Here is a 26547-nt window from a genome sequence, read left to right on the forward strand (position 1 = left end):
AGGGATTGAGATGGAAAGGGGTACACCGTTAATTGATATTGGTGTGAACTTGATGCATCGTTCGTTTCATGCAGATCGGGAACAGGTGGTAGAGAGAGCCGCGGCTGTAGGGATTTCACCGCTGATTATTACCGGGACCAGTGTCCGCAGCAGTCGGGAAGCTTCTCAGTATGCAGCGCGTTATCCGGGCAAGCTGTATGCGACAGCTGGCGTGCATCCCCATGATGCCAAAGACTGCAGTGCAGACACGATTCAGCAGCTCCGCCAGTTGGCGGGTCAGCCGCAGGTCGTATCCATAGGGGAATGCGGATTGGACTATAACCGTGATTTTTCGCCACGTGATGTGCAGCGCCGATGGTTTGGCGAGCAAATCCAACTGGCGGGTGAGCTGAAAATGCCGTTATTTCTGCATGAACGAGATGCACATGAGGACTTTGTCGCTATGCTTCGGGAGTATCAAGGGCTTGTCGATAAAGCGGTAGTGCATTGTTTTACCGGCACGGAACAGGAATTGCGTACGTATGTAGAAATGGGACTGTATATCGGAATCACCGGCTGGATTTGCGACGAACGGCGGGGGAAGCATCTGCGTGAACTGGTCAGAGATATTCCCTTGGACCGTCTGATGATTGAAACGGATGCTCCATTTTTGACCCCGCGTAATTTGCCTGTGAAGCCTAAAGAAGGGCGTAATGAGCCCATGTATCTCGCTCACATTGCTGCTACGATAGCCGAATGTACAGGTCGAAGCATGATGGAGATCGAAATCGCGACGACGGAAACGGCTAAACGTTTCTTCGGATTATAGGATTGTCAAAGCCATAGATGTGGTATATATTATAGTGAATTAAAAAGCATTGTCGGGAGCTTGAGAAAGTCAGGCTGAGAGGGTGGCCCTTGCCACTGACCGTGAAATCTGATCTGGGTAATGCCAGCGTAGAGAAACCAAGAACACTATACAGGAATGCCGCTTTTTTTTGCGGTTGTCGATAGATTCAATGTATGTCCTAGCATTTTACCTTGATCCTGACTTGGCTGGGTATCAGTGTAGTAGTTTAGACTACTGGTTATATAAGGCATATCGACGAATGATGTTTTGTATGGTGCTTCACCTTTTACTGCGCATAAAGCTTGCCTGGAGATTCAGCTCCAGACAAGCTTTTTTTCATGGCCAAGAGGCCAACTATAAGGAAAAAGGGGAGCACGCAATAATGAATACTGCTGTAAGAGCGTCCAAAGGGTTGAAACTGACGGATATTTTGGTCACGATTGTGATCGCTGTTGTGTTCGGGTTGATCTACAAAATATGGGGACCTGCCTATGATTTGATGAAACCATTGGGTCTACACGCCGAGCAACTGATGTATGGCATGTGGTTTATGGCAGGTACGTTTGCTTATCTCATCATTCGCAAGCCGGGTGTTGCGATTTTGGCAGAGGTGGCAGCGGCAACGGTCAGTGCTTTTTTGGGAAGCGAATGGGGTATGTCCACCTTGTACTATGGCCTGCTGCAAGGCTTGGGAGCGGAGCTGTTTTTTGCGGCTTTTCTGTATCGGAACGCAAACCTGTGGGTTGCTTCGCTAGCTGCGGCTGGGGCGGCTGTCACTTCTCTGATTTTAGACTTCAGCTACGGGTATATTGATCAGCTATCGACTTGGAACTATGTTTTGTATATTGGATTTCGGATGATTGGCAGTATTGTGATTGCCGGGGTATTCGCGTTCTATCTGGCTAAGGCATTGGAGGTAACCGGAGTCACGCGAAGTTTGAGGCCTGCAACGGAACAAGATTATAAGGGGCTGGATTGATGAGCCGGGCAACCGAAGATGTGGTGGCTTCGATCACCCGGCTACGGTTGAAATTCCCCGGTGAGCAAGAGCTGCTTTTTCACAATATGTCTTTGTCTGTCCGCAAGGGGGAAAAGCTGCTGCTACTGGGACCGAGTGGATGCGGTAAATCAACACTGCTCCAAGTGTTAAGCGGTCTGATTCCACGCACGATAGAAGTGCCTATGAAATGCGATGCTGCTGTAATCCCAAGTGTCTCAGGTATTGTATTTCAAGATCCTGATACGCAGTTCTGTATGTCATATGCAGATGAGGAACTGGCTTTTGTGTTGGAAAATAATCAGGTTCCCCGGGAGCAGATGCGATCCCGTATTCGCGAGCTGCTGATACAGGTGGGTCTATCGACGGATGATATACATATACCCATTGGCAGCATGTCACAGGGAATGAAGCAGCGGCTGGCGATTGCGTCTGTGCTGGCTATGGAGCCAGAAGTGCTTTTTCTGGATGAGCCCACGGCTTTGTTGGACGAGGAAGGCACTACACAGGTGTGGGATACCATTCGCAACATTTCGGTAGACCAGACACTGGTGATTGTGGAGCATAAAATTAATGAAATTGTCCATGATGTGGATCGGATTGTGGTGCTTTCTGCTCAAGGGGAGATCATTGCAGATGGAAGGGCCCAAGAAGTATTTCATGTGCACCGGCAGGCATTGTCCGAGTACGGCGTGTGGTATCCGGGAGTATGGAATGAAGCGTCTTCGCCACGTTGGAGTGAAGCAGTGACGCAACAGAATGGTGCGGGGACTGATGTGCTGGAGCTGGAACATTTTAGCGGCCTCCGCGGTTTAAGTTCAGTGATTTATGTGGAGCATGCGCAGGTGAAGCCTGGCGACTGGATTGGCGTGGTTGGTGAAAACGGGGCTGGCAAAAGCTCGCTACTGCTCTCCATGATGCGCTTACTTCGCACACAGGGACGTTATAGCGTGCGCGGAATTGAGGCAGGCAGTACAGAACAACTGGCAGAGCGTATCGGGTTCGCGTTTCAAAATCCCGAGCTGCAATTTGTAGCGCATACCGTACGAAAGGAACTAGAGTATTCGTTACCCAAGAGCTTGTATACCGTTGAACAGTGCCGGGAACGGGTCGATCGGATGCTCGTACAGTTCGGACTGGAGCGGTTGGACGAGCGGCATCCGTATCAGCTTTCGTTAGGCCAAAAAAGGCGGTTGAGTATTGCTACGGCTATGATTCGTGAGCCGGAAGTGCTGCTGCTCGATGAACCGACCTTTGGGCAGGATGCGCGTAATACCTTTGTCATGCTGGATATGTTGGAGCAGCTGAGAGCGGCGGGCACGGCCATTGTGATGGTCACCCATGACCCGGAAATTGTCCGTCGATATTGTACCGATACATGGCGGATTCAGAAAGGGGAACTACAGTATGAACCTGTCCTTTCCCCATCATAAAACATGGCTGCATCGCGTGAATCCGGGCCTAAAGCTCGTGATGTTTTCCATCCTGTTTGTGGTCGTTATAGTCATTCATGATCCGAATGTCATGTTTAATGTTGCGTGTGCTATGCTGTTGCTGCTTGTCTGGTCAGGCCATCCATGGAAGAGGCTGCTGCTATACGGGTCTCCCTTTATATTGGTGTTTATTTCAACTTCAACGGGCATGATGATGTTCGGCAAAGGGGTGACGACCTGGTGGACATGGGGCTTGATCCATGTGACGCAGGAAAGCTTTTACCGAGGCATGCATCTGGGCTTTCGTGCGCTGAGTATGGCTGCGGTAGGTTTGTTGTTTGGTTTAACGACTCGTCCAGTGGACCTTTTTTATTCACTGATGCAGCAATGGAAGCTCCCTCCGAAGTATGCATACAGCTTTTTGGCAGCCATGCGGTTGATGCCTATGATGGTGGAGGAATTCCAGGCATTGAGACAAGCCCACCGTATTCGAGGTTTACATCAGCATGTGTCCAAATGGAATATGTATGCCACGCTTCGCAGGTATGCGATTCCGCTACTCGCTCAAAGTATTCGGCGTGCCCAGCGCATTGCTATTGCTATGGAAGCCAAGGGTTTTACCAATGAAACCAAGCGAACGTATTATTATCCGATCGGCTATTCGGCTATAGATATTGTATTCATATTCTATTTTGTCGTCATGCTTACGCTGGCTTGGGGACTTGGGATTTGCTTTCCTTATGTAGGGGTGTGGGATGTACGTTAATTGTTGTCAAAAGGCTTTGCCCGTTTTCTGCTCTGTGGTATATTAATGCAATGGGAATTGACGGCTCGTACAGACCCGCCTGGGCTGGCGGGCTTATTACATTTTCCCTGAGAAATGGATCATCAGGAGGCCAGGTTTCATGATTACGCTGCATCAGGTAAACAAGCATTATACCACCTCAAGCGGCCAATTTCATGCGGTTCAATCCGTGTCCCTTCAAGTGGAGGAGGGGGAAATCCACGGTATTATAGGTGCCAGCGGTGCCGGTAAGTCTACCTTGCTCCGGTTGATGAATGTATTGGAAAGGCCGGATGAGGGAAACGTGGTTGTGAACGGGGAAGATCTGACTCGCATGCCGGAAAAACGTCTCCGTGAAGCGCGGCGATCCATAGGGATGATTTTTCAGCATTATCATCTTGTTCACAATCGGACGGTCAGTGGAAATGTAGCAATGCCGTTGGAGCTGTCAGGTGTCGCGAAAAAAGAGAGAGCAGAACGTGTGCGCGAATGCTTGCAATTCGTCGGTTTAGCTGATAAAGCAGAACAGTATCCGGCACAATTGAGCGGAGGCCAAAAGCAACGTGTAGCGATAGCCAGAGCGCTGGCGAATCTACCTGCGGTGCTGCTGTGTGATGAGCCGACCTCGGCCCTTGATCCGCAGACGACCGCGGATATTCTGGGCGTGTTACGGGAGATCAACCGTGAACTGGGAGTTACCATTGTAATTGTAACGCACGATATGGACGTGGTACGCAACATTTGTACCCATGTATCAGAAATGCGGGATGGACAGCTGCTTTCCACGCAACGTGTAGCTGACGCTGCGGTAGGTTCAACAGCGAAAGCAGGTGAAGCTGATGAATGAAATGCTGAGCATCATTGCGCAATATCAGTCTGAGATATGGAAAGCCATCGGAGAGACGTTTATCATGGTAGGGATTTCCATCGCAGCAGCTGTACTGTTAGGGCTTCCGGCAGGAACGATTTTGTATTTGTGCGGCAAAGGTCAAAAATATGAAAATCGACTGCTGTTCACCCTATTGAACAGTGTGGTCAATGTCATCCGCTCGTTCCCGTTTTTGCTGCTCGTCGTGTTTATGATTCCATTTACACGTCTGGTCGTAGGGACGGCGCTGGGTACGATGGCTGCTACGGTTCCCTTGTCAGTGGTGGCCATCGCCTATTATTCGAGGCTGGTGGAGCAATCATTGCTTGAGGTGCCGAAGGGTGTAATTGAAGCCGCTACTTCTATGGGGGCATCCACTCTTCAGCTTATCTTCAAATTTCTGTACGTGGAAGCTCGTTCTGGGCTTGTACTGGGTTTGACCACGTCCACCATTAGCTTCATCTCCTACTCCACGGTGATGGGCATTGTGGGTGGCGGCGGGGTAGGCGATTTTGCCATCCGCTACGGTTACCAGCGTTTTGAAACAGGCTTGATGGCGTTCACCATCGTCGTCATGATTATTTTCGTACAAACGATCCAGTTCACCGGAAGCACCATATCCCGCCGGATCGACAAGCGGTAAATGGTTTATGAATCTCTTCATTAACACTTGCACCGCCCACTATGGGAAATAAAAATGACTTTACAGTGCCTCCAAAGCGGAGCGGGCAGAATTGTTCTGGAGAAGCGTCAGCGATCGGAAGAACAATCTGCACGCGAAGCGGCTATGCTGTAACTCATTTTTATCTTCCCGATCACAACTAATTTTGGAGGTTCCACATCGAATGAGTCGGAAAAACAACATGAAAACGAACTTGAAATTACTTACACTATTTGCTGTCGTTATGCTACTGGTTGCCGGATGCGGTGGTCAAAAGCAGGCTGCACAAGAAACACAGTCCAAAGAAGCGACTTCCCAAAAAGAAGTGACCCTGAAAATAGCGACGCTCATCCCACCGATGACAGATGTGCTGGATATCGTGAAGCCGCTGCTTAAACAGGACGGAGTCAATCTGGAAATCGTCGTGCTTTCAGACAATATCCAACCGAACAACGCATTGGCAAGCCATGAAGTGGATGCTAACTTCTTTCAGCATGCTCCTTTTATGCAACAATATAATGAAAGCAACAAGTCTGATTTGGTAGCGATAAAACCAATTTACAACGCCATTTATGGTGCGTACTCCAAAAAATACAAGAACGTTAAAGACCTGCCCGAAGGTGCGACTATTGCCATTGCCAATGACCCGGCCAATACAGGACGTTCTTTGGTAATGATGGAGCAAAACGGTTTGATCAAGCTTAAAGAAGGTGTAGGCTATAATGCTACACAGGCTGATATTATTGAGAATAAGAAAAAGTTTGTGTTTAAAGAAGTGGATTTGTTGATGCTGGCGCGCTCACTGGATGATGTGGACATGGCTGCCATGTATCCCGCATATGCCAAGCCGCTCGGTCTGACACCGAAGAAGGACGCGCTGATTACCGAAAAAGACGATACGCACTTTGCCATTAATCTGGTAGCGCGTAAGGATAATGCAGATTCCGATGCCATTCAAAAGCTGGCAAAGCGAATGACCGGACCGGAAGTGCGTAAATTTTTTGAGGACAATTACAAGGATAGCGTTGTTCCAGCATTTTAATTAAATAAGTATTGAAACATTATTTATGATGATATTTGACCTGTATAATGGAGTGAAGTCTGTGAAGAGCAGATGGTCTCCCTTGTGCAGGTTTTTTTCTTTTTCATCCTTAATATGGATAAATTTCATCGAAATCAGGGTACAAAGTCTTATTTTTTAAGATTTTAGTGTATTACAGCATTATGAATTTTGGTCATAAAGGGTGATGGAGTAATGATAAGGAACCTATTAAAATAAATATACGAACAAACATTCGTTTTCGATTTCGTTAACGGTGTTTTAAATGGGTCAAAAAATTCAGCTGACAACGGGTCAAAAGCGTGAATAAAAAGGAAGGGGAACGACATGAAGCTGCTTGTAACTGTAAAAAGTCTGGGAAAACGCAAGCCCGCACTCGCACGACAGGAAATAGAACTGAGTCCTGCTCCAAAAACATTGCGAGATTTGATTACTGCAACCGTTGCTTTGAATGTTCAAAAGCTGCGGGATAAGCAGGAGAGTGTCGCGCTGATTCCATTCCTCACGGGAGAGGAAGTTGAGGCACAAGGCGAGATAGGCAAAGTAGGATTCGGTTCCATATATAATGATGGTGTCCCGGATATTAAGGATGCTGTGAACACAGCGATGCAGGCCTTTGAAGATGGTTTATACAGAGTTTTTGTGTGTGACGAGGAAACTATTGAACTGGATGCTCCTTTGGCACTTAAGGATGGGAATGAAATTGTATTTATACGCTTCACAATGCTGGCTGGAGGCCTATGGTAGAGGGGGAAATGAAATATGCATCGAGAGAACAATGAGCAAGAATATTTCACCACACTGAAGGAGCGCGCGGCGCAACTGGAGGGACAACAACAGGAGTTGGCTCAGTATGTTGTGGAACTGAGTAAGCTTCATTACATACAGGAGAACGAGGAGCCATTTAACGAATGTCAGCGAATATTAAAAGAACGGGCGACAGAAAGCGGAGAACCGCTGTTTAAGCCACTAACAGAGGTATTACGTGCTCTAATTGGACAAACAGCGGGCGATGTATTCGCACATCTAACAGAGCATGTGACTGAATATCCATACAGCACCGGGTATGCGCGAAAACCGTTCCGCACTTCAGATATTACGGCCCATACTTCCCGAGTTTATAAAAGAATGGTGCAGTTGATCCGAATGGACTGTATCGGATTCTCTATAATGGATTATTTAACGAAAAAAGATTATGAATCAGGTAGGGATTACCGGATTCAGGAAACGATTGGTGATTGGATTGCTTACGAGCTAGACAACGGCAATTCACAGGTGCTTGAGGCGCTAAAAGCTATTATTTATGGGGATAATCAGGCGGCGTTACTTACACGCAATATGATTAAAGGCATGCTCCTGAGTCATCAGGAGGAGAATTATCGCATGATCGGAGAGCTCCTGGCAGCTGCCAAACTCCAAGAGGGATTGCGCCAAAGTATTGTGGAACAAATGGATGAAGGAACCCCGGAGGCTCTAATATATCTGTTAAAGTTGATCATCGACCAAGGCTTCATTCGTTACAGCTCGGTAGTGCGGGCGCTTGCAGTATGGACGGGAATGGGCTTGGAATCCGCCAATCAACGGGTCGTTCGCCAACTGATCGAGCAGGCATATGAAGCATTGACTCGTAGTGAACTGCGCCAGGAATGGCTGACCAGCTCAAATGCTAATGAAGTGTATATGAGTTTGTGGGCTACCGCAGTACATGAGGAACGTGATCTGTATGGACAGGTTCGGAAACTCATGGAGCAGGGAGCAACTTACCAGAAGATCGTAGCACTGTATGTACTGTCTAACAGTGACAACAAGGATGTGCGCCTCGGAATTGCGAGAGAATATCTGGATGAAACAGATCCGGAGCTTCAATATTGGATTCTGACGAACTATACAAGTAATTATTTTTATGAATGGATAGAAGGCGGGACCGTCGCGGATCGGATCGTTAAAGTGGTGCGCACTCCTTTGCTGGAGAGCAAAGAGGAGCGGCGTAAGGATTTTGAACGACTTCATAACCTGTTTGTACATATAAAAAAGGGTGAGTCCACCGAGCCCTCCAAGGTGCTAGATTTTGTAAATCTGTATCACCGCTCAGATGCACCTATTCAAAAAATGCTATATCTCGCTGGCTATGATATGGACGCTTCTTGGATTGGGGAAATCATAGCCTTAAAGGAACAGATTAGCCCTAATCTGCGTGGCGAACTGTTGAACCATTTTGTGCAAAATCCTGAGGATACGGTACAGCGTGATTTTATTTTTTCCAGTTTGTCGGACAAAAGTATGAGTATCCGTGAGTTCGCTGTGGCCAAGGCGCGTAAGCTGACGCTGTCGGAACCAGAAATGCAACAAATGGAAGCCTTACTAAAGCTCAAGACGGGCTCATTGCGACAAAGTGTCATTGGTGTGTTGCTCTCACAATCGGAAGAGCCGCTCGCTGGCTCATTGGAACGCTTGCTGCGTGCTAAGGCGGAGCTGCAACGATTGGGTGGACTGGAGGTATTGACGAAGATATATGCAGACCCGGATCGTGCCGAACAGTATGAAAACCTGCGGGCTTTGGCGGATATCATACAGCAACCTACCGCCAAAGAGGAGCAACTGCTGTCCAAACTGGGACAGGAGGATGCTTATACAGGGGCTAACGGTTTTGGCCTGTACGATCCGAATGTCAAGGAAGCTTGGTTGGAAGAGAAAGTGGATCTGGATGATTTTAGATTGGCCGATGTTTTTGTTAGTCCATTGGAGAAGCTCAAGCAGTTTTTGACTGGACTGGATGAGCTTGTTCATCATCATCGTGATGTGGAATATACAGCGGAATATTATTCAGGCTACAAAGATACATCGCTTATTGGGACGAACCTTCGCCCTCTACGGCTGGTTCAGGTCGATGAAGAAGTAGATTCCAGGCTGTCTTTATATCCTCTTTATGAGGAGTGGGACCGTTATTTGCAGGAAAGCGGCATAGAAGCACGTGAACTGCTGGAGCTTGTTTTTTATGACCGATTGGAGCCTATGGACCGAACGCTGGATCGCTACTATCGATACTTTTCTTTTAAAATGGACTATTCAGAGCTAAGCAAGCACATGCTGCTGGAAGGATGGCGTAAAGACTTCGCTGAGCAAATGTATCCTGTGGATCGGATTAACGAGGTTCAAAGATGGATGGCAGAGCTGACCTACTCCGATCAGGTAAGCACATTAGTTAATGCTTATTTTATGGACACATCCGGTGACCAAACATTTGACGTAATTGACCTTGCTTTAAATTCACTAATGCAGTGCGTGCCTAAGGACAGACCAGCAGAGGATTTGGGAATGCTCCATCTATTGTCCGGCCCGTGGGTGGCGCTGGAGAAGGGGCAGGTTCATGATAATGAGTCCTTTAAGCGCTTTTTCCATACTTTTGTGAACTACGCAGAACTGCCAGGAGCGGAAAATCGTTTTTATTCTCCGCTGGATCTGGAGGATTATTTCAAAGCCTATGAAAAAGGGTTGATCGGTGTAGGGGAAGTATATCGGGAACTGCTGGCCGGTAGTGAAAGCAGAAGACATATGAGTACCTTAACCAATGTCCGCAATACATGGATTTCTAGCAACCCAGAATTTTTGGAGATACGCCGTACGGTTATTGATCGACTGTTAGAGGTTGAATTGGTTCGAGGCGATTTGCCTACCGAGGCTACGCCAAAGGTTATGGGCTTGAACCGGATTGAAGGCATGGATTATTTTATCCGTATTCTGGAGGGTCTCGACAAGGAAACATTCGTGCGTGGTTATGTGTACGGTTACGGTGATCGTATTACCAAAAAGGAATCGTTCAGTCACTTGCTCAAGGCATGTTATCCGAATGATGGCGAGGATGCCACGTTGCTCAAGGAAAAGTTAAAGGACACTAAAATTACAGATAAACGTCTGCTGGAGGCGGCAATGTATGCCCCGCAGTGGATTGAGATTGTAGCGGGTTATCTCGGATGGGAAGGACTTCGCAGTGCGGCATGGTATTTCCATGCGCATATCAATGAAGGTTTTTCGGCCGAGAAGGAAACGATTGTAGCTCATTACTCGCCGATTGCTCCGCAAGATTTTAATGATGGTGCCTTCGATATTCACTGGTTTCATGAGGCTTATGAGACGTTGGGCGAGGAACGTTTTGATCTGCTGTACGATTGTGCCAAGTATATTTCGGCTGGAGCCAATCATCGTCGATCCCAGTTGTTTGCGGATGCGACGCTGGGTAAGCTCAAACGGAGTGAAATGGAAAAATCAGTGGAAGACAAGCGAAACAAAGACCATTTGCTGACCTACAGTTTGATTCCACTTGCTCAGCCACCTGAACCAGATGTACGCGAACGTTATGATTTTATCCAAAGGTTTCTGGAACAAAGCAAAAAATTTGGGGCACAGCGTAAGGCCAGTGAGGCACTGGTTTCGCGGATTGCGCTCGGGAATTTGGCGCGTAACGCAGGTTATGATGACGTAACCCGTCTCGTCTGGGACATGGAGGCTCGCAAGCTGGATGATCTCCGGTCTTATTTTGAGCCACATGCTTTGGACGAGGCTACAACGGTGCAGCTCGTCATTGATGATGAAGGAGCGGCAGATATTGAAATTGTAAGCAAAGGCAAGACGCTGAAATCCATTCCGGCTCGTTTCAAGAAGGATGAGTATATCACGGCATTGAAGGAGCTTAAAGGAGATCTGGTGGATCAGTATCGCAGAGCTCGGAAGGAATTGGAGCGCTCTATGGAGTCTGGCACGACCTTTATGGTGAAGGAATTGAGAGGATTGCTGGGTAATCCTGTGCTTGCTCCGTTGGTGCGGACACTGGTTTTCAAGGCTGGCGAGCACCTCGGATATTTTAATGGGGATACGTTGGTGTTGACTGATCCTTCTGCTGAACAGCATTCTATAGGAGAAGAGGATAAGCTGATTATCGCTCACCCCCTTCACTTGTTCGAAAGTGGTCGTTGGAGCGACTTTCAGAAGGACTTATTCGACCGTCAGATACGCCAGCCATTTAAGCAGGTGTTCCGTGAGCTGTACCTGCTGAATGCTGATGAACGTGCCAACGCGACCGTTTCCCGTCGATATGCGGGACACCAGGTACAGCCGAATAAGACGGTATCCCTATTGAAAGGTCGCCAATGGACGGTCAGCTATGAGGATGGACTCCAGAAGGTGTACTATGCTGAGAATCTGATTGCCAACCTGTATGCCATGGCGGACTGGTTCTCACCAGCAGATACCGAGGCTCCTACGCTGGAGACCGTGCAGTTCTTTGATCGGACAACGTATAAGAGCGTACCGTTGGACGAAGTTCCTCCTGTTCTGTTCTCCGAAGTTATGCGGGACGTGGATCTGGTCGTCAGTGTTGCCCATGTAGGCGGCGTTGATCCAGAGGCCAGTCTGACGACGATTGAAATGCGTAGGGTCATTGTGCAGGAATCACTTCGCCTGCTGAAAATTAGCAATGTACGCGTGGATGGGAATTATGCACGTGTAGATGGGACTCTTGGCGAATATGCTGTGCATTTGGGAAGCGGGGGTGTCTATAAGCAAGCGAAGGGAGCGCTGCATATTATTCCGGTGCATTCGCAGCATCGTGGACGCATCTTCCTGCCGTTTCTGGACGAAGACCCAAGAACAGCCGAGATTTTATCCAAAATTGTGTTGTTGGCCGAGGATCAGAAGATCAAGGACCCGCAAATTCTTACACAGCTTCAAGCGTAGAATAGAATTCTGATGTATATAGATTTATAATGAACTCAACGTTCGCATCTAGACAATGGTTTCAAATCCTCGACTGTGTAGGTGGAAACTTAGTTTAGTTGCGGAGGTTGAGTTATTTAATATTGAGCGTTTATCAAGCACGAATAAGGAGATATGGGTAATATTTTAGGTTCTGTGGTTTGATGGAAATCTAACAGTATAACAATTGACGATCATAGGAGAACATAACGATGTTTAAAAGTATCTTTCTAAAAGAGTACTCAACCGAGTATCAATCACAAGTTGTCGATTTAATTTTACATATTCAAAAAGATGAATATAATATCGTCATAACCAAAGAAGATCAGCCAGATTTGCTTGATATTGAAAACTTTTATCAGCGTGGCAACGGCAACTTCTGGGTGGCTCTTCGTGAAGGAACCGTAATAGGGACTATAGCTTTGTTAGATATTGGGAACCGTAAGACAGCACTTAGAAAGATGTTTGTAAAACAAAACTATAGAGGTAAAACATTCAATGTTTCGAATCAATTATTGCATCATTCCATAGGATGGGCTAAGGAAAGGTCTATTGAAGAAATCTATCTTGGAACAACACCACAATTCGTAGCAGCTCATCGATTTTATGAGAAGAATGGATTTGTTAGTGTAGATCCAGGAGAATTGCCGATTAGTTTTCCAGTCATGAAAGTGGATAAAAAGTTTTACAGATACATTATTCAATAAAATGATCCTGAACCAAAACAATGCTGAGGGAAATTCCAGTTCAAAATGTGTGACTTAGTGGCCGCCGTGTCGTCTTGCTGCCAAGCCGCAATATAAACTATCGCTGAGCAGGAATTTCTTTTGTTTAGGACAGGCGTTTGCTAGAATAAAAGGGTATGTTGTAAGTCAACGTTAACCAAATTGCTGGGAGGGACACAAGTATGAGCAAAAAGATTAAATGGGGAATTGTCGGCACAGGCTGGATCTCAGATCAATTTGTGGCGGATTTGGCGCATGTTACGAATGGAGAAGGGTATGCCGTTGGATCACGTACTATTGAAAGCGCTACCGAATTTGCAGCTAAGCATCAAATATCACGAGCTTACGGGAGCTATGAGGAATTAGCACAAGATCCCGAGGTAGATGCTATTTACGTAGGGACTCCTCATCCTTTTCATAAAGAAAATGTTCTGACGGCTCTTCGGGCGGGCAAAGCGGTCTTGTGTGAGAAACCCTTCACCGTCAATAGTAAAGAATTGGAGGAACTAATCGGCTTTGCACGTGAGCGTAAGCTATTCCTGATGGAAGCAATGTGGACACGTTTTTTGCCTCCGATTCGCCAAGTGCAGGAGTGGATACATGCGGGACACATTGGCGAGGTAAAGCTGGTTAAGGCAGAATTTGGTTTTCGGGTAGATTGGAACCCGGAGGGCCGGCTTTTGAACCTTGAGCTGGGCGGAGGTGCTCTGTTAGATGCAGGAATTTATCCGGTTTCTTTTGCTTCAATGGTCTTCGGTCCTGAACCTGAGCATGTATGGAGCACTGCTCATATCGGGGAGACAGGCGTTGACGAGACATTTTCGATCTTGCTGGATTATGGGCAAGGACGCACGGCTATGCTTAACGGGGCAGTCCGTCTCGGATTGACGAATGAGGCATACATCCATGGAACCAAGGGCTATATTCACATTCCGTCATTCCTAAACAGCACATCGGCTACTTTAGTTGTGGACGGTGAAGAGGCACAACACTTTCAGGATGACCGATCCTCTACAGGCTATGCCTTTGAAGCAGAAGAAGTCGGGCGTTGCTTGAACGAAGGTTTGCTCGAAAGTTCTACTATTTCTTTAGATGAATCATTAGGAATTATGAAACTGATGGATCAGATTCGTTCACAGTGGGGACTTCGGTATCCGTTTGAATAATCATATTCTTTCCAGGGACCTTTCAGGTTCTCTGGAATTTTTTTGTTTGTGAGCGTTATTTTTGTATACATAAGTCTTTCCAATTCCCAAATAGCGACTTTGGTCGCACGCTAGGTAACGCCATATGAGTAAGTCAAGAGTGGGACATATGAATCATTTTTTGTGATTTAAATTAGTTAAAAAACCGTCATTAAAAAGTTACAAAAGTGTAATTTATTCATCGGTTAACTGAATTGTGAACGCTCTCTTTTTATGAAAAAGAATGAAGGTCCTAGTATTGAATTTCCAAAAACTTTCAATGAAATTTCCGAAAATGTGCGGTAGGGTGGTTAACGTGTCACTTGAGCCATTGCGGCTTTTGCTGACTTGCTTGCTTATCCCGTGGCTCTGGATTCTTGTCGGAGCTCGCAGGATCGAGAGCCTTTGCAAGCCTGTGAGCGTTGAATAGGCATTCACCTCATGACCTAACATCAAGGAGGAATTACAAACGTGAAAGTGAAATCAACATGGTTGTTCCGTATGGTGATGATGACAGTGATCGCGGCTGTTGTGATCGGACCTATGAATATTGCAGGAGCAGCAGGAAGTCGGACAGATCGACCTTGGATGAACACTGCCCTGTCGGCTGAGAAACGGACAGCGTTGCTGTTACAGGAAATGACGCTGGAAGAAAAAATAGATTTGGTGACTGGCAAGGTCAACAATTACTATGGATTCTATAATAATTCGATGGAGCGGTTGGGCATTCCGGCGCTGACGATGGCAGATGGACCTGCAGGTGTACGTATCGCTAATCCGGATGTGCAGGACAAGCAATCGACTGCGTTGCCTGCTCCAATTGCGCTGGCTGCAACGTGGGATATCCAAGCTGCCAAACAGTATGGGGATTTGCTCGGAGACGAGGCTTTTAATACAACTCATAATGTGGTGCTTGGACCCGGGATGGATATTGCCCGAATTCCATGGGGATCGCGAAACTTTGAATCTATGGGCGAGGACCCGCTGCTGCAATCTCAAATGGCGACCGCTTATGTCAAAGGTATACAAAGTCATCCTGTTCTGGCGACTGCCAAACATTACCTTATGAATAATCAGGAGACAGAGCGTTTCACAACAAATGTCAAAGTCAGTGACCGTGCGCTGCATGAAATTTACATACGTCCGTTTCAGGAGGCTATTGCCAAGGCAGACTTGGGCGGAGCTATGTGCTCCTTTAACAAGGTCAATGGCGAATCGGCATGTGAGAACAAGACCATCATGACAGATCTCTTGAAAAAGGAAATGCAATTCAAGGGCTTCGTGATGAGTGATTACGGCGCGAACCTGAGTACAGTCGAATCGGCAAATAGTGGCTTGGATCTGGAAACACCGGGGACTCCTTATGGAAAATGGGGAGATCAGCTGCTGGCTGCTGTCAAGAATGGTAAGGTAAGTGAAAAAACGATTGATGATAAGGCTGGGCGCATTCTGATGCAAATGTTCAGCAAAGGTTTATTTGATCACCCGGCTCAAAATAACCAAATTGATGCCCATGACCATGGCAAGACAGCCCGTCAATTGGCTGAGGAAAGTATGGTACTGCTTCAAAATAAAAACAATGCATTGCCATTGTCTAAAGATAAACTCAAGTCTATTGCTGTGATTGGCCCCGATGCAGATAACGGCACTGTGGCAGGCGGAGGCAGTTCGCTGGTGAATCCGACGTATACAGTGAGTCCGTTAGAGGGCATCCGCAATCGTGTCGGCAAAGGAGTTACCGTCCAATATGCACCGGGCACAGACCCGATCTCTGCAGGAGACATTATGCCAGGGCCATCTGCTGTTCCGTCTTCACTGTTGACTACATCTGATGAGAAAGAGGATATCAGTGTTGGATATGCGACTTATGGAGATGGCGAACAGGGACTTCGAGGCGAATACTGGAAGAATAACAAGATGGAAGGCAATCCGATTCTTGTACGCAATGATGACCAAGTCAATATGAACCTTGGATTTTATAATTATCAGGGCTTCAATGCGAAGTCTCCTAAAGTTCCAAATACACCAACGACACTGAACGGCTTGATATCTGCACGCTGGACAGGGGCAATTGCAGCTCCCAAGGATGGTGACTATGCATTGTCATTAACCAGTTTGGGATCAAGCAAGCTGTATCTCGACGATAAGCTTTTCGTGGACAATCAAGGTGAAAAGCTGGGCACTACGAAGAAAAACATCTCCCTTAAAGCGGGTGAAAAGCACAAGATACGTATTGAATACCGCGCTGATTATCCGACCAATGGTCGGGATTCCGGTGGTATGGTTCGTCTGGGCTGGGAACCTCCGGCAGATACGTCAGATAAGCTGATTGACAACGCTGTGAAATTGGCGAAAAAATCGGATGTTGCGATTGTTGTTACGCGCACGTATGAGAGTGAGGGATATGTTGAGCGTTCCGATATGGAGCTCCCGAATAATCAGGATCGGCTGATCCGTGCGGTTGCGGCTGTAAATCCGAAAACCATTGTCGTACAAATGAGCGGCAGAGCCGTGCAAATGGATACATGGCAGGACAAAGTCCCTTCCATCGTACAAGCATGGTTTGCTGGACAAGAGCAAGGGAATGCTATAGCGCGCGTCTTATTTGGAGATGTAAATCCTTCGGGTAAGTTGCCGGTAACCTTCCCAGTTAACGAGCAGTCTACACCTGTATCCTCACCAGAGAAGTTTCCGGGTGTGAACGGTATAGGTGACTATTCAGATGGTATTTTTGTAGGCTATCGTGGGTATGAGAAATCGGGTATTCAACCGGCGTTCTCCTTTGGACACGGTTTATCCTATACAACATTCGGATATAGCGATCTGAAAACCAAACAGCATGCGAGTGGAAAAAAATCCGATCGTATGAGTTCCGTCGAAGTTTCGTTCAAATTGAAGAACACTGGCAAAACAGCCGGAGCTGAGGTTGTACAAGTGTACAGCGGTAAGCTTCCGACAAACGTAGAGACTCCATCCCGTCAACTGGCAGGCTGGTCCAAGGTAGAATTAAAGCCGGGTCAAGAGAAGAAGGTTCGCATTGAGCTCGACCCGAAAGCTTTCTCTTATTGGGATGAAAAGTCCAAAGCATGGGTTATGCCGGCGGGTGAAGTGCCCATGTATGTGGGTAGCTCCTCACAGGATTTACGACTGACAGGAAGTGTTGCGATTCCGGCTACCTCTACAGCAAAGGCAAAAAAGTAAATCCCGTTACATTTGTTTTAAAATGGTTATATTCAAGAGAGCACGGGCACAAGCACCGGCTCTCTTTTTGCTATCGGTATGTAAACGTCTAACAGGTATGCAAAGGGAAACCCAAGTGAAAGCTGAAATAGTAGAGAGAGTGGGGACAGGCTAGTGATGGGGAGAGGAGGATATTAGATGAAGAAACTCCAAAAGCAACGACGTACTGACATCTGGCTGCTTATAGCTGTAGTAGCCATTTTGATCTGTGCGGTCCTGGCCAGTATGGCTATACGGAATGTTTCGGGGCCGAAAGCAGAAAATAACGTCAACATGTGGCTAACAACACCCGATCCGGCGAATCGTCTAACCCAACAAGCCCCGATCCGTTGGGATAAGAATGATAAGGATAGCAGTAAAGAAAAGGCTGCGAATGCGGATACACTGACGATTGAGATTAAGCCAGATATTCGTTACCAGACGATGGAAGGGTTTGGCGCAGCGGTGTCCGGTTCGTCCGCTTACCTGATGAATCATGGCATGTCTGCCAATCAGCGCGATCAGCTGCTAAATGATTTGTTTACAGCCGGTGGCATTCAACTGAGTTATATTCGCCATACCATTGGAGCCTCAGATTATTCCGTAGATGAACAGGGACAGCCTGGCAGCTATACCTATGACGATGTGGAAACAGGCAAGGACTATGAGCTGAATCATTTCTCCATCGCTAAGGATCGGGATGTAATCGACGTGCTGAAGCAAATCTTGAGAAGAAACCAGGATTTAAAGATTATGGGGACCCCGTGGACAGCTCCACCCTGGATGAAATATGGGGAGCAGATTTATAACGGCTGGTATTTGGACTATACCGATCCGCGCGTCTACCAGGCTTATGCTGACTATTTTGTTCGTTACCTACAGGCTTATGCGAACGAAGGGATTCCGATTCAGGCGATTTCCATTCAAAATGAGCCAGAATTCACGACGTCCAAGTATCCCAGCATGAGTATGGGGGCAGCAGAACAGGCGAATTTTATTAAACAATATCTGGGCCCAACCCTAAATCGAAACCATTTATCTACTCAGATTATTGCCTTTGACCATAACTGGGATACAGGGAGTGAATATGCCAAGACCGTGTTAGGAGATGAACAAGCTCGAAACTATACGCATGGAACAGCCTTTCATTGCTACAAAGGAGAACCTACGGCGATGAAAGATGTGCATCATGCTTTTCCTGATAAGCCTGTATATATGACAGAATGTAGTGGGGGAGCGTGGAGTCCGGGCTTTGGAGATGATTTGAGCTGGGGTATGTCCAAGCTGATCATTGGTGCACCCCGAAATTGGTCGCAAAATGTCCTCTTTTGGAATATCGCACTTGACCCGTCCGGGGGTCCGACCAATGGGGGGTGCACCAACTGTAGAGGTGTAGTGACCATCGACCCGTTAAGCGGTGCAGTTACAAAAAATGTGGAGTACTATGCGATTGGGCACGCCAGCAAATTTGTCCGTCCAGGTGCAGTACGTATTGATTCTACACATTATAGTGGAAGTATCGAAACGGTCGCCTACTGCAATCCGGACGGTACGCTTGTCCTGATTGCCGCCAATACAGGAGAGAGCACAAAGACATTTAAGGTTCGGCAGGGAAATAAGGTTTTCAAATCTACCCTTCCATCCAAGTCCGCGGCTACCTTTCAATGGAATCCTACGGCTTTCTGACACGGTCTGTACATCAACGTTTTATAGAAGTTTTAGAGCGCTTAGCCCATCTGGCTGAGCGCTCTTTTTTCATTTGCTACAAAATCCAGACTGCGAAAAAAATAAAATTTTAATATTGTTCAGAATTGGTTCAGAGGCGGATGATAAGATCTTTTCACTAATAACAAGAATGAACCGTTTACGGGGGAGAGTCTGATGAATCAAGAAACAAATAAAGAATGGCAAAAAGTGCTGATGGTGACGTTGCTGGCAGGTATGGCATGGGGGCCCCAGCTTGTTCATGCGGAAACGAAAGGGGAGACGTCTGCGATTGTGACTAAAACCAGTACAGTCTCTTTTACAGATCAATCCACTATGTCATCCCAGGCATTACAGGCGGTGCAGGAGGCTGTGAAGCAAGGACTAATCACGGGTTATCCAGATGGTTCCTTCCGTCCAGATCAACCGTTAACGCGCAAGGAAATGGCAGCTTTGCTGGCTAATGCACTTAAGCTTGACGCTACGGAGCAAGCAGTAACTTTTAAGGATACGCAGGGGAGTTGGGCCGCTTCTTATATAGAAGCTGTGCGTACGGCAGGTCTAATGACCGGAGATGAATCAGGTGCTTTCCGCCCGAATGCTGCGGTGAGCCGTGAGGAATTGGCAGCAATTCTGGTGAGAGCGATTGGAGGAACCCATGTTCAAGGCGGAGATGTTCAAGACATTTCTGATGGGGATCAGGTGAGTTCATGGGCCAAAAACAACGTAGAAGCAGCTCTCAAACTGGGGTTAATGGATACGCCGGATAATCGGTTTGACTCTAAAGTACAGGTAAAACGTCAAGATATCGCAGCCTTTCTGGTGAATGTGTTCCAATCGGGTGAACGGACGGGAATCCTTTCTCGTATCGACGGGGATATCGCTTATATGGATGGAAAGCCCTATTTGATCGGCCAGCAATTGAAGCAACTGTTCGGAGCGGACAATGTGCCGGCGCTTCAAGGGGCTACCCTGACCTATCAGGCATCGAACCGAAACGTAGCTGATCTGTCGGCGCTTCAAATTGTGCAAAGTGGTACGGCCCAACATCCGGTGACTTTATATAGCAAAGGGTCAGAATTTAAAGGCAAGTTAGCTATTGCAGCGGATTTTGTGCGAATTCAAGGAGCTACGTTACCTCAGGTAACCTTGATGCAGGGCGCCAAAAATGTAGAGATTCATGCAGACGTAAACGAAATGATCGTAGATACGCATGAGCCTATTCAGATCCAGGGAAGTGGTGTATGGCAGCAGCTTAAACTGAATTTTGCCGATACGCAGGTACGTCTCGCCAATGGGATACAGACTGTACAGACCCGTCTTGCGGAGCGGGGAACAGAGACTCAAATTATACGTGATACCACGTTGGATGCATCTTCGGATACATCCCCAACAAGCACTAAAAAAAGTTCATCCGGTGGTGGCGGTGGCAGTTCTACAACGAATCCAACGCCAACGCCAACACCAATACCAACACCTAATCATGTACCTGTCTCAGCTATAGTTCCTTCCGATCAATATGCCATTATGGGTTCCGGAGATACGCTAGTGGATTTGAAAAATGTGTTTTACGATGCCGATCAGGATGAGTTGTCGTATCATGCGGTCACTTCGGATGTATATGTAGCAGAAGCAGAAGTGGCAAATAAACAGCTTACTTTAAAACCTAAATCAGTAGGAAGCACACAGGTATTTGTTACGGCAGAGGATGGAAAAGGCGGCAAAGCGAGCGTGTTTTTCAACTATACAGTGACCAGCTCTACTTATGAGGAGGACATTAATCACAGTCCTGTCGCGAGCAACAGCCTAAATGACATTCCTTTGCTCTTAAATGAAGGTGGCAAGCAGATTAGTCTGTCTGACTTGTTTAATGACGAGGATGGCGATGCACTGACCTACACGGTGGAATCGGCTTCGCCAGAAGTGGCCACAGGAGAAGTTACAGGCGATCAGCTTATACTTACGCCGCTTCAAGCTGGCACTAGTCTAATGACGATAACAGCCCATGACGGCAAGGGAGGCACAGCCTCGCTTCAGTTAGCTGCTATGGTGAATGCGCCTTTGCCTGATCCGCAGCCTGAGAATCACATACCTGTGGCTTTGCCTCATTTACCTATCGTAGTTACTAATGTGTTACAGAACAAGCTGATGCTGCACCCGGGTTCGTTATTTATGGATCAGGATGGCGACACCTTGACGTATACAATAACTTCCTCCAACCCTTTAGTAGGCAGTGTGGTGGAGAATGGTGAAGATCCATTTGTATCACTGCATAATGCCGGTATTACGATGATTGAGATTTCGGCGAATGATGGCCGTGGGGGCGTTTCTTTCACTTCATTTATGCTCCAAGTTGAAGCTCCTCAACCCGTAAATCATCGTCCGGTAGTGACCCGTGTGCCTGAACCTCAATATTTGGACCCGGGAGATGGTCAGCAAATATTGCAGCTGAATGATATGTTCTCTGATGAGGATGGCGACACGTTGACCTATACTGTGGTGTCTTCTGATCCATTGGTGGCAGGGGGGCAGGTAGAAGGGAATACACTTTTCATACAACCGTTGCGTAATGGTGTGACGTTCCTTACGATGACAGCAAATGATAATCGTGGTGAAACGACATCTTTTACGATTCCAGTGATTGTTGAGAAAAGAGATTTGTTCATTTCCGAAGTCGTGTGGCAAGGCGAACCGGATTATCTGGACCAGGCGATTGAATTGTACAATCCGACCAACAGACCGTTGGAGAAAAATAAAATCTGGATTGAGCGATCCGACCAACCAGACCCGATTATCATAAATGCCAATGACGGAGATGTCATTATGCCTGGGCAAACCTTTGTAATTGCGAATGATTTGAGTTCGTTCGGATCGGAAGATTGGTATTATACCTTCCTGCAGTTACAACATAACAATTCGGAACCCGTTACGCTTAAGCTGTACTACAACAACGTGCTCATTGATATGACAGTTATTGGTCAAGGGCAGGCCTTGGGACGGAACAGTGGTACGGTCATTGGTAATACAGATCCATATCAAGCTGGCGAATGGAATGTTGAGGGGACGAACTCCCCTGTTAATTTAGGTGACTTTATCGGTAGGGAGAGAATGACACCATGAAAAATAAGAAGTTAACCGCTCAGCTGGCAGCTGCATTGCTGCTGCTGAGCCCCTCGCTTCCTGCCGGAGCAGAGCAAGCTACCGTGATAGATGCGGCTTCCGTAGCCAATGGGCCGACAGGGAACAATACTGCCACCTGGACGGACGTACAGCAGCTTACAACACAGCAATTGGAACAACTGCAAAAAGCCCGTGAACTCGGGATTATCCAAGGCGACCCCGCCGGAACGCTCCGACCTGGGCAGAAGCTCACACGTCAGGAGCTAGCCGCACTGCTGGTCAAAGCATTGCAGCTTCCGACGGGCAACCTGGACGGCGCTGCCTCCTTCACGGACGTGCCCGCCGATAGTTGGGGGCGCCCGGCTATAGAGGCAGCCCGTAAGGCCGGGCTGATGCAGGGCGACGCCAACGGACGCTTCCGTCCGAATGACCTGATCAGCGCCCAGGAACTGGTCGCGCTGTTGGTCAGGTCCGCTGGGACGGGGACGTCTGCGGGCACGCCCGCTAGCACAACCGACTCGCCGTCGGCACAGACGCTGCCGACGGCGTGGAAGGACGCCAGCCCGTGGGCGGCCCCGATGATTCGGGCGGCGCTGAATAACGGGCTGATGAGTGAATTTGGCGGAAATCTACACGCCAAAGACTCGGTAAGCCGCGTAGATGCGGCCAGCCTACTCGTATCTGCTTTGTTTCCACAGGAGCGTGCTTCGCAGCTCGAGGAAATGGACGGCAAGCAGATACGGATCAATGGCATCGCGTATGACGTGGCAGAGCCGCTGCGCGGCATTTTTCACGCGGATAATCAGACCGCGCTGCGCAACGCGGGCATTCGTTTCCATGCCACAGGCCGGACGGTGGACAAGGTGACTTGGTTGGAGCTTCGCAGCAGCGGGACTTCGGCTCGTGACGGCGAAGCGGAGTTCAGTGGCAACATTGTGCTGAACGGACACGGCTCCACGCTAAACGGAGATTTGGTGATCGCTGGTGATTTTACATCCGTACTGCACTTGAATGTGGAACAGCAGTTAACGGTGGATGCCCGGGTACAGCAGGATTTTTATGCACAGGATGTACAGGTGCAGGGACAGACCCATATTAATGGCGGAGATAACAATACAGTTGTATTTGATAGCTCAACGTTGACGCAAATGGATGTCACAAAGCCAGAAGTTCACGTTGTACTTAGTGGTACCGCAAGCGCGACGATCATGAACGTCCAATCCAGCGCAAGCATTGAGGTTAGCGCGAATGCTTCCTTGCCGCAGCTGAATGTTAATGAAGGGGCGAACAAAGTCAATCTTCAGGGAACGGTTCAGACCGTTCAGGTAAATGGCAGCCAGTCCGTCGAGATGACAGGTAATAGTACAATCCAACAGCTGACTGTCACAGGGACGGGTGCCTTGGAATTGAAAACGACAGGCAGTATTGAAAATATTCAAGTCAGCAACCCGGCAGCTAAGGTAAATGTGAGTGGAAATGTACAGGTTTCTGCGGTCACACTGGGTACCGGAGTAGCTTCCAACGCTGTTACGGGTCTAGCTGCGGCAAGTGTAACAGGTACGTCCTCATCTTCTGGAAGCTCATCTGGTTCATCCAGCAGCGCTAACCGTTCACCGGAAGTCGTGAATGCTTCAGTAGAGCGTGTAGTCACAGAAGGCGCTGGTGAACAGTTGTACGATTTACGCCAATTCTTTACCGATCCTGATGGGGATACCTTAACCTTTTCGGCAGCTTCTCTTCAATCCGGCATCGTACGGGCGTCCGTATCGGGCAATACATTAAAGCTTACGCCAGTCAGTGTCGGAAAAGCATCCATCAGTGTATCGGCTAATGATGGACGGGGAAAAAGGGTGTCGTCTACCTTCAAAATCACCGTGAATGGCCAGCCAGTATCTGCAGGTATACCAGATCAGGCGCTTACTGTGGGACAATCGGACTCGGTACTGCATTTGAATGATTATGTTCAGGACCCGGAAAATGCAAGCTTAACGTATCAGGTTACAGTTGATGATCCTGCTGTAGCGTCGGTGGTGCTTGCGGAGGATGAATTGCGTCTGAGTCCGCTTCGAGCGGGCAGTACGAGCGTTCATGTCACTGCCAATGACGGACAGCAAGGAGAGGATGGCAGCACAGGCCAAAAGCAGATTGATTTCAAGCTAACGGTTCAGGGCGCTCCTAACCATGCTCCACATGGACAAGCCCCTCAGCCGTTAACCGTCACATTGGGCCAGCCGGATATGACACTGGATCTTTCAACAATATTTACGGATGCAGATGGCGACCCACTGGTGTTCACAGCGATCAGTTCGGATGCTTCCATCGTGCAGACTACCATAATGAGAGCTCAGCTTTCTTTGCAGTCGCTGCAAGCGGGGAGTGTAAGTATTACCTTGACGGCAGATGACAGCAAGGGTGGAACAGATACAGTTACCTTGATTGTAACGGTTTTGCCCATACCTAACAGTAGCCCGGTAGTAACCCGTGCACCAGACGCTGTACATCTGATTTTAGGCAAGGCTGACGGAACTGTGGATCTGTCCACCATCTTTGCTGACCCGGACCATGACCCGATTCGTTATGAGATCAGTGCGTCTGATCCAGCCGTGGCAGATGCTACAGTTCAAAATGATCAGCTTGTTATTCATGGGTTGACTAGCGGCAATACCGTGATTACCATCACGGCTAAAGACGATAGAGGCGGAGAGATTAGCGCAGACCTACAGGTTCATCTATTGGAAAATGCGGTTATTACAGCGATCCCTGAGCAGTTGCTTCAATTGGGAGATGCTGCATCAGAACTGGATCTCTCACCGTTCTTATTGAACTGGGATCTAGCATCCCTGTCAGTGACAGCAGACACGTATGATCCAGGAATTGCTACGGCCCATATGAATGGTCAGAAACTACAGTTAAACCCAGTAAGTGTAGGGACCACGAGTGTAACACTCAGTGTGTATGATCAGTACGGACGTGCAGAGGGAGCGACGTTCCCGGTTACCGTCAGCATGCCTCAGCTAAATCAAGCTCCTCAAGTCGTAGCGGCTATAAACGAGCAGGTATTGACTCCCGGAGTTACACAGCAAAGAGATTATGATTTGCAACAGCTGTTCAGCGATGAGGATGGAGATGTGCTTCAGTTTACGGTCAGCTCCAGTGATCCGACATTGGTGAGTGCATCAATTAATGGCAGTATCTTAACGGTGGCTTCTGGAACAGGTAGCGGTCTTGCCGCTGTTACCATTACAGCCACGGATGGTCGGGGAGGTTCTGTGCAATACACGTTGAATACACGCAATGCCGAACTGGTTTCCGGCGGGATCACTCCGATAGGGGTTAAATACGGCTTGCCGCACAGAACCGTGGATCTGTCCAGTTATTTCCCAGGACAATCTAAATTCCTGGTATATAGAGGAACGCCATCATCGACATTCATCGGTCCTGTAGAACTTATGGGCACCTCCATTCCCCTTTCCCCCGAACCTTTACTGGTATGGGTGGTAGGAGCGGATGGAAGAGCTGTCGTATTTCAGGTCCAACAGGAACCACAGCAAGCGCCTGCTGTATATTTCTCGCAATATGTGGATGGCGGGGATGGAAGAATTGTTTTGCAATTGTATTATAACGGGAATGGAGATCCTTCCCATCGGGCAGACGGTTACTCACTGGAGTTTCATCAATGGATGAAGAAAACAAACCAAATGAAAGTTACCACTCTACCGATTAATCCGGTTTATCCTGCCATGCCCTATATAATCATCGACACTATTTTCTATGATTTCATGGATATTACGAATGCTTGGTATTTCAATGATGAGGGCGATTTCTACAACCCGAACGAATTTAACACTGTTGCATACGTTTTAAAATACCAAGGACAAGTGGTGGATGTATTAGGAAATCCAAATTCACATGAACAGTTTACTCCACAAGGAGGAACGTTCGTCCGCAAGTCAGGAATATCCTATGGATCGTCTGCCTATAATCAGCCAGATGAGTGGAATGCGTTCCCGAAAGGGACCTTTCAATTTGTCGGCATTCATACACCATAAACGGTATGTTTGTCTGCGATCGCCTGTTTTTTGAAGACAGGTCATGAATTCTTAAAAAGGTGTAACCCATCAACTATGGAGGGTTACACCTTTTTATGTACAAAGAGGTAATGATAAAAGAGATCATTTATAGCAGTGAGTGCAGTCACATAGACATATACAAAAA

At 47.7% G+C, this 26547-nt stretch carries 15 protein-coding genes and 1 riboswitch; all 15 genes read left to right on the top strand.

The window, feature by feature from the left end; translation table 11 throughout:
* The first annotated feature begins 10 nt into the window (after positions 1 to 10).
* The 15 genes from MLD56_RS04880 (at position 11) to MLD56_RS04950 (ending at position 26381) form a co-directional block, all read left to right on the top strand.
* A complete protein-coding gene (locus MLD56_RS04880; protein ID WP_029517590.1) occupies positions 11 to 808 on the top strand; it encodes a TatD family hydrolase in 798 nt (265 codons plus the stop codon).
* Between the two features lie 43 nt (positions 809 to 851).
* Positions 852 to 961, top strand: a riboswitch (TPP riboswitch).
* 250 nt (positions 962 to 1211) lie between these two features.
* Entirely contained in the window at positions 1212 to 1808 is a 597-nt protein-coding gene (locus MLD56_RS04885) for an ECF transporter S component (RefSeq protein WP_029517589.1), read from the top strand.
* Positions 1808 to 3259 (top strand): ABC transporter ATP-binding protein, encoded by a 1452-nt coding sequence (locus tag MLD56_RS04890; protein WP_029517588.1) that lies wholly within the window; start codon positions 1808 to 1810, stop codon positions 3257 to 3259. The genes MLD56_RS04885 and MLD56_RS04890 overlap by 1 nt, the downstream gene beginning before the upstream one ends.
* Positions 3234 to 4025, top strand: coding sequence for an energy-coupling factor transporter transmembrane component T family protein (locus MLD56_RS04895; protein WP_029517587.1), 792 nt, complete (start codon positions 3234 to 3236; stop codon positions 4023 to 4025). Before MLD56_RS04890 ends, MLD56_RS04895 begins: the two co-directional genes overlap by 26 nt.
* Positions 4026 to 4164: 139 nt before the next feature.
* Positions 4165 to 4890 (top strand): methionine ABC transporter ATP-binding protein, encoded by a 726-nt coding sequence (locus tag MLD56_RS04900; protein WP_029517586.1) that lies wholly within the window; start codon positions 4165 to 4167, stop codon positions 4888 to 4890.
* Entirely contained in the window at positions 4883 to 5554 is a 672-nt protein-coding gene (locus MLD56_RS04905; protein WP_013308947.1) for a methionine ABC transporter permease, read from the top strand. The genes MLD56_RS04900 and MLD56_RS04905 overlap by 8 nt, the downstream gene beginning before the upstream one ends.
* A gap of 202 nt (positions 5555 to 5756) precedes the next feature.
* Positions 5757 to 6614 (top strand): MetQ/NlpA family ABC transporter substrate-binding protein, encoded by an 858-nt coding sequence (locus tag MLD56_RS04910; RefSeq protein WP_029517585.1) that lies wholly within the window; start codon positions 5757 to 5759, stop codon positions 6612 to 6614.
* Positions 6615 to 6959: 345 nt separating this feature from the next.
* Complete coding sequence (locus tag MLD56_RS04915) at positions 6960 to 7379, top strand: hypothetical protein (protein ID WP_029517584.1); 420 nt, start codon at positions 6960 to 6962, stop codon at positions 7377 to 7379.
* Positions 7380 to 7394: 15 nt separating this feature from the next.
* Positions 7395 to 12362, top strand: coding sequence for a DUF4132 domain-containing protein (locus MLD56_RS04920; RefSeq protein ID WP_029517583.1), 4968 nt, complete (start codon positions 7395 to 7397; stop codon positions 12360 to 12362).
* Positions 12363 to 12592: 230 nt separating this feature from the next.
* Positions 12593 to 13087, top strand: coding sequence for a GNAT family N-acetyltransferase (locus MLD56_RS04925; protein WP_029517582.1), 495 nt, complete (start codon positions 12593 to 12595; stop codon positions 13085 to 13087).
* A 200-nt stretch (positions 13088 to 13287) separates the two neighbouring features.
* Positions 13288 to 14271, top strand: a complete 984-nt coding sequence (locus MLD56_RS04930; protein WP_029517581.1) for a Gfo/Idh/MocA family protein — start codon at positions 13288 to 13290, stop codon at positions 14269 to 14271.
* 489 nt (positions 14272 to 14760) lie between these two features.
* Positions 14761 to 17490, top strand: coding sequence for a beta-glucosidase (locus MLD56_RS04935; protein ID WP_029517580.1), 2730 nt, complete (start codon positions 14761 to 14763; stop codon positions 17488 to 17490).
* A 177-nt stretch (positions 17491 to 17667) separates the two neighbouring features.
* Positions 17668 to 19194 carry a glycoside hydrolase family 30 protein gene (locus MLD56_RS04940; RefSeq protein WP_029517579.1) on the top strand — a complete coding sequence of 509 codons (1527 nt, stop codon included), beginning with the start codon at positions 17668 to 17670 and terminating at the stop codon, positions 19192 to 19194.
* Positions 19195 to 19389: 195 nt separating this feature from the next.
* Positions 19390 to 22332, top strand: a complete 2943-nt coding sequence (locus MLD56_RS04945) for an S-layer homology domain-containing protein (RefSeq protein ID WP_029517578.1) — start codon at positions 19390 to 19392, stop codon at positions 22330 to 22332.
* Entirely contained in the window at positions 22329 to 26381 is a 4053-nt protein-coding gene (locus tag MLD56_RS04950) for an S-layer homology domain-containing protein (protein WP_209950001.1), read from the top strand. The genes MLD56_RS04945 and MLD56_RS04950 overlap by 4 nt, the downstream gene beginning before the upstream one ends.
* Positions 26382 to 26547: the final 166 nt, after the last annotated feature.

It is taken from the genome of Paenibacillus peoriae, from assembly GCF_022531965.1.
In the GTDB taxonomy this organism is placed as follows: domain Bacteria; phylum Bacillota; class Bacilli; order Paenibacillales; family Paenibacillaceae; genus Paenibacillus; species Paenibacillus polymyxa_D.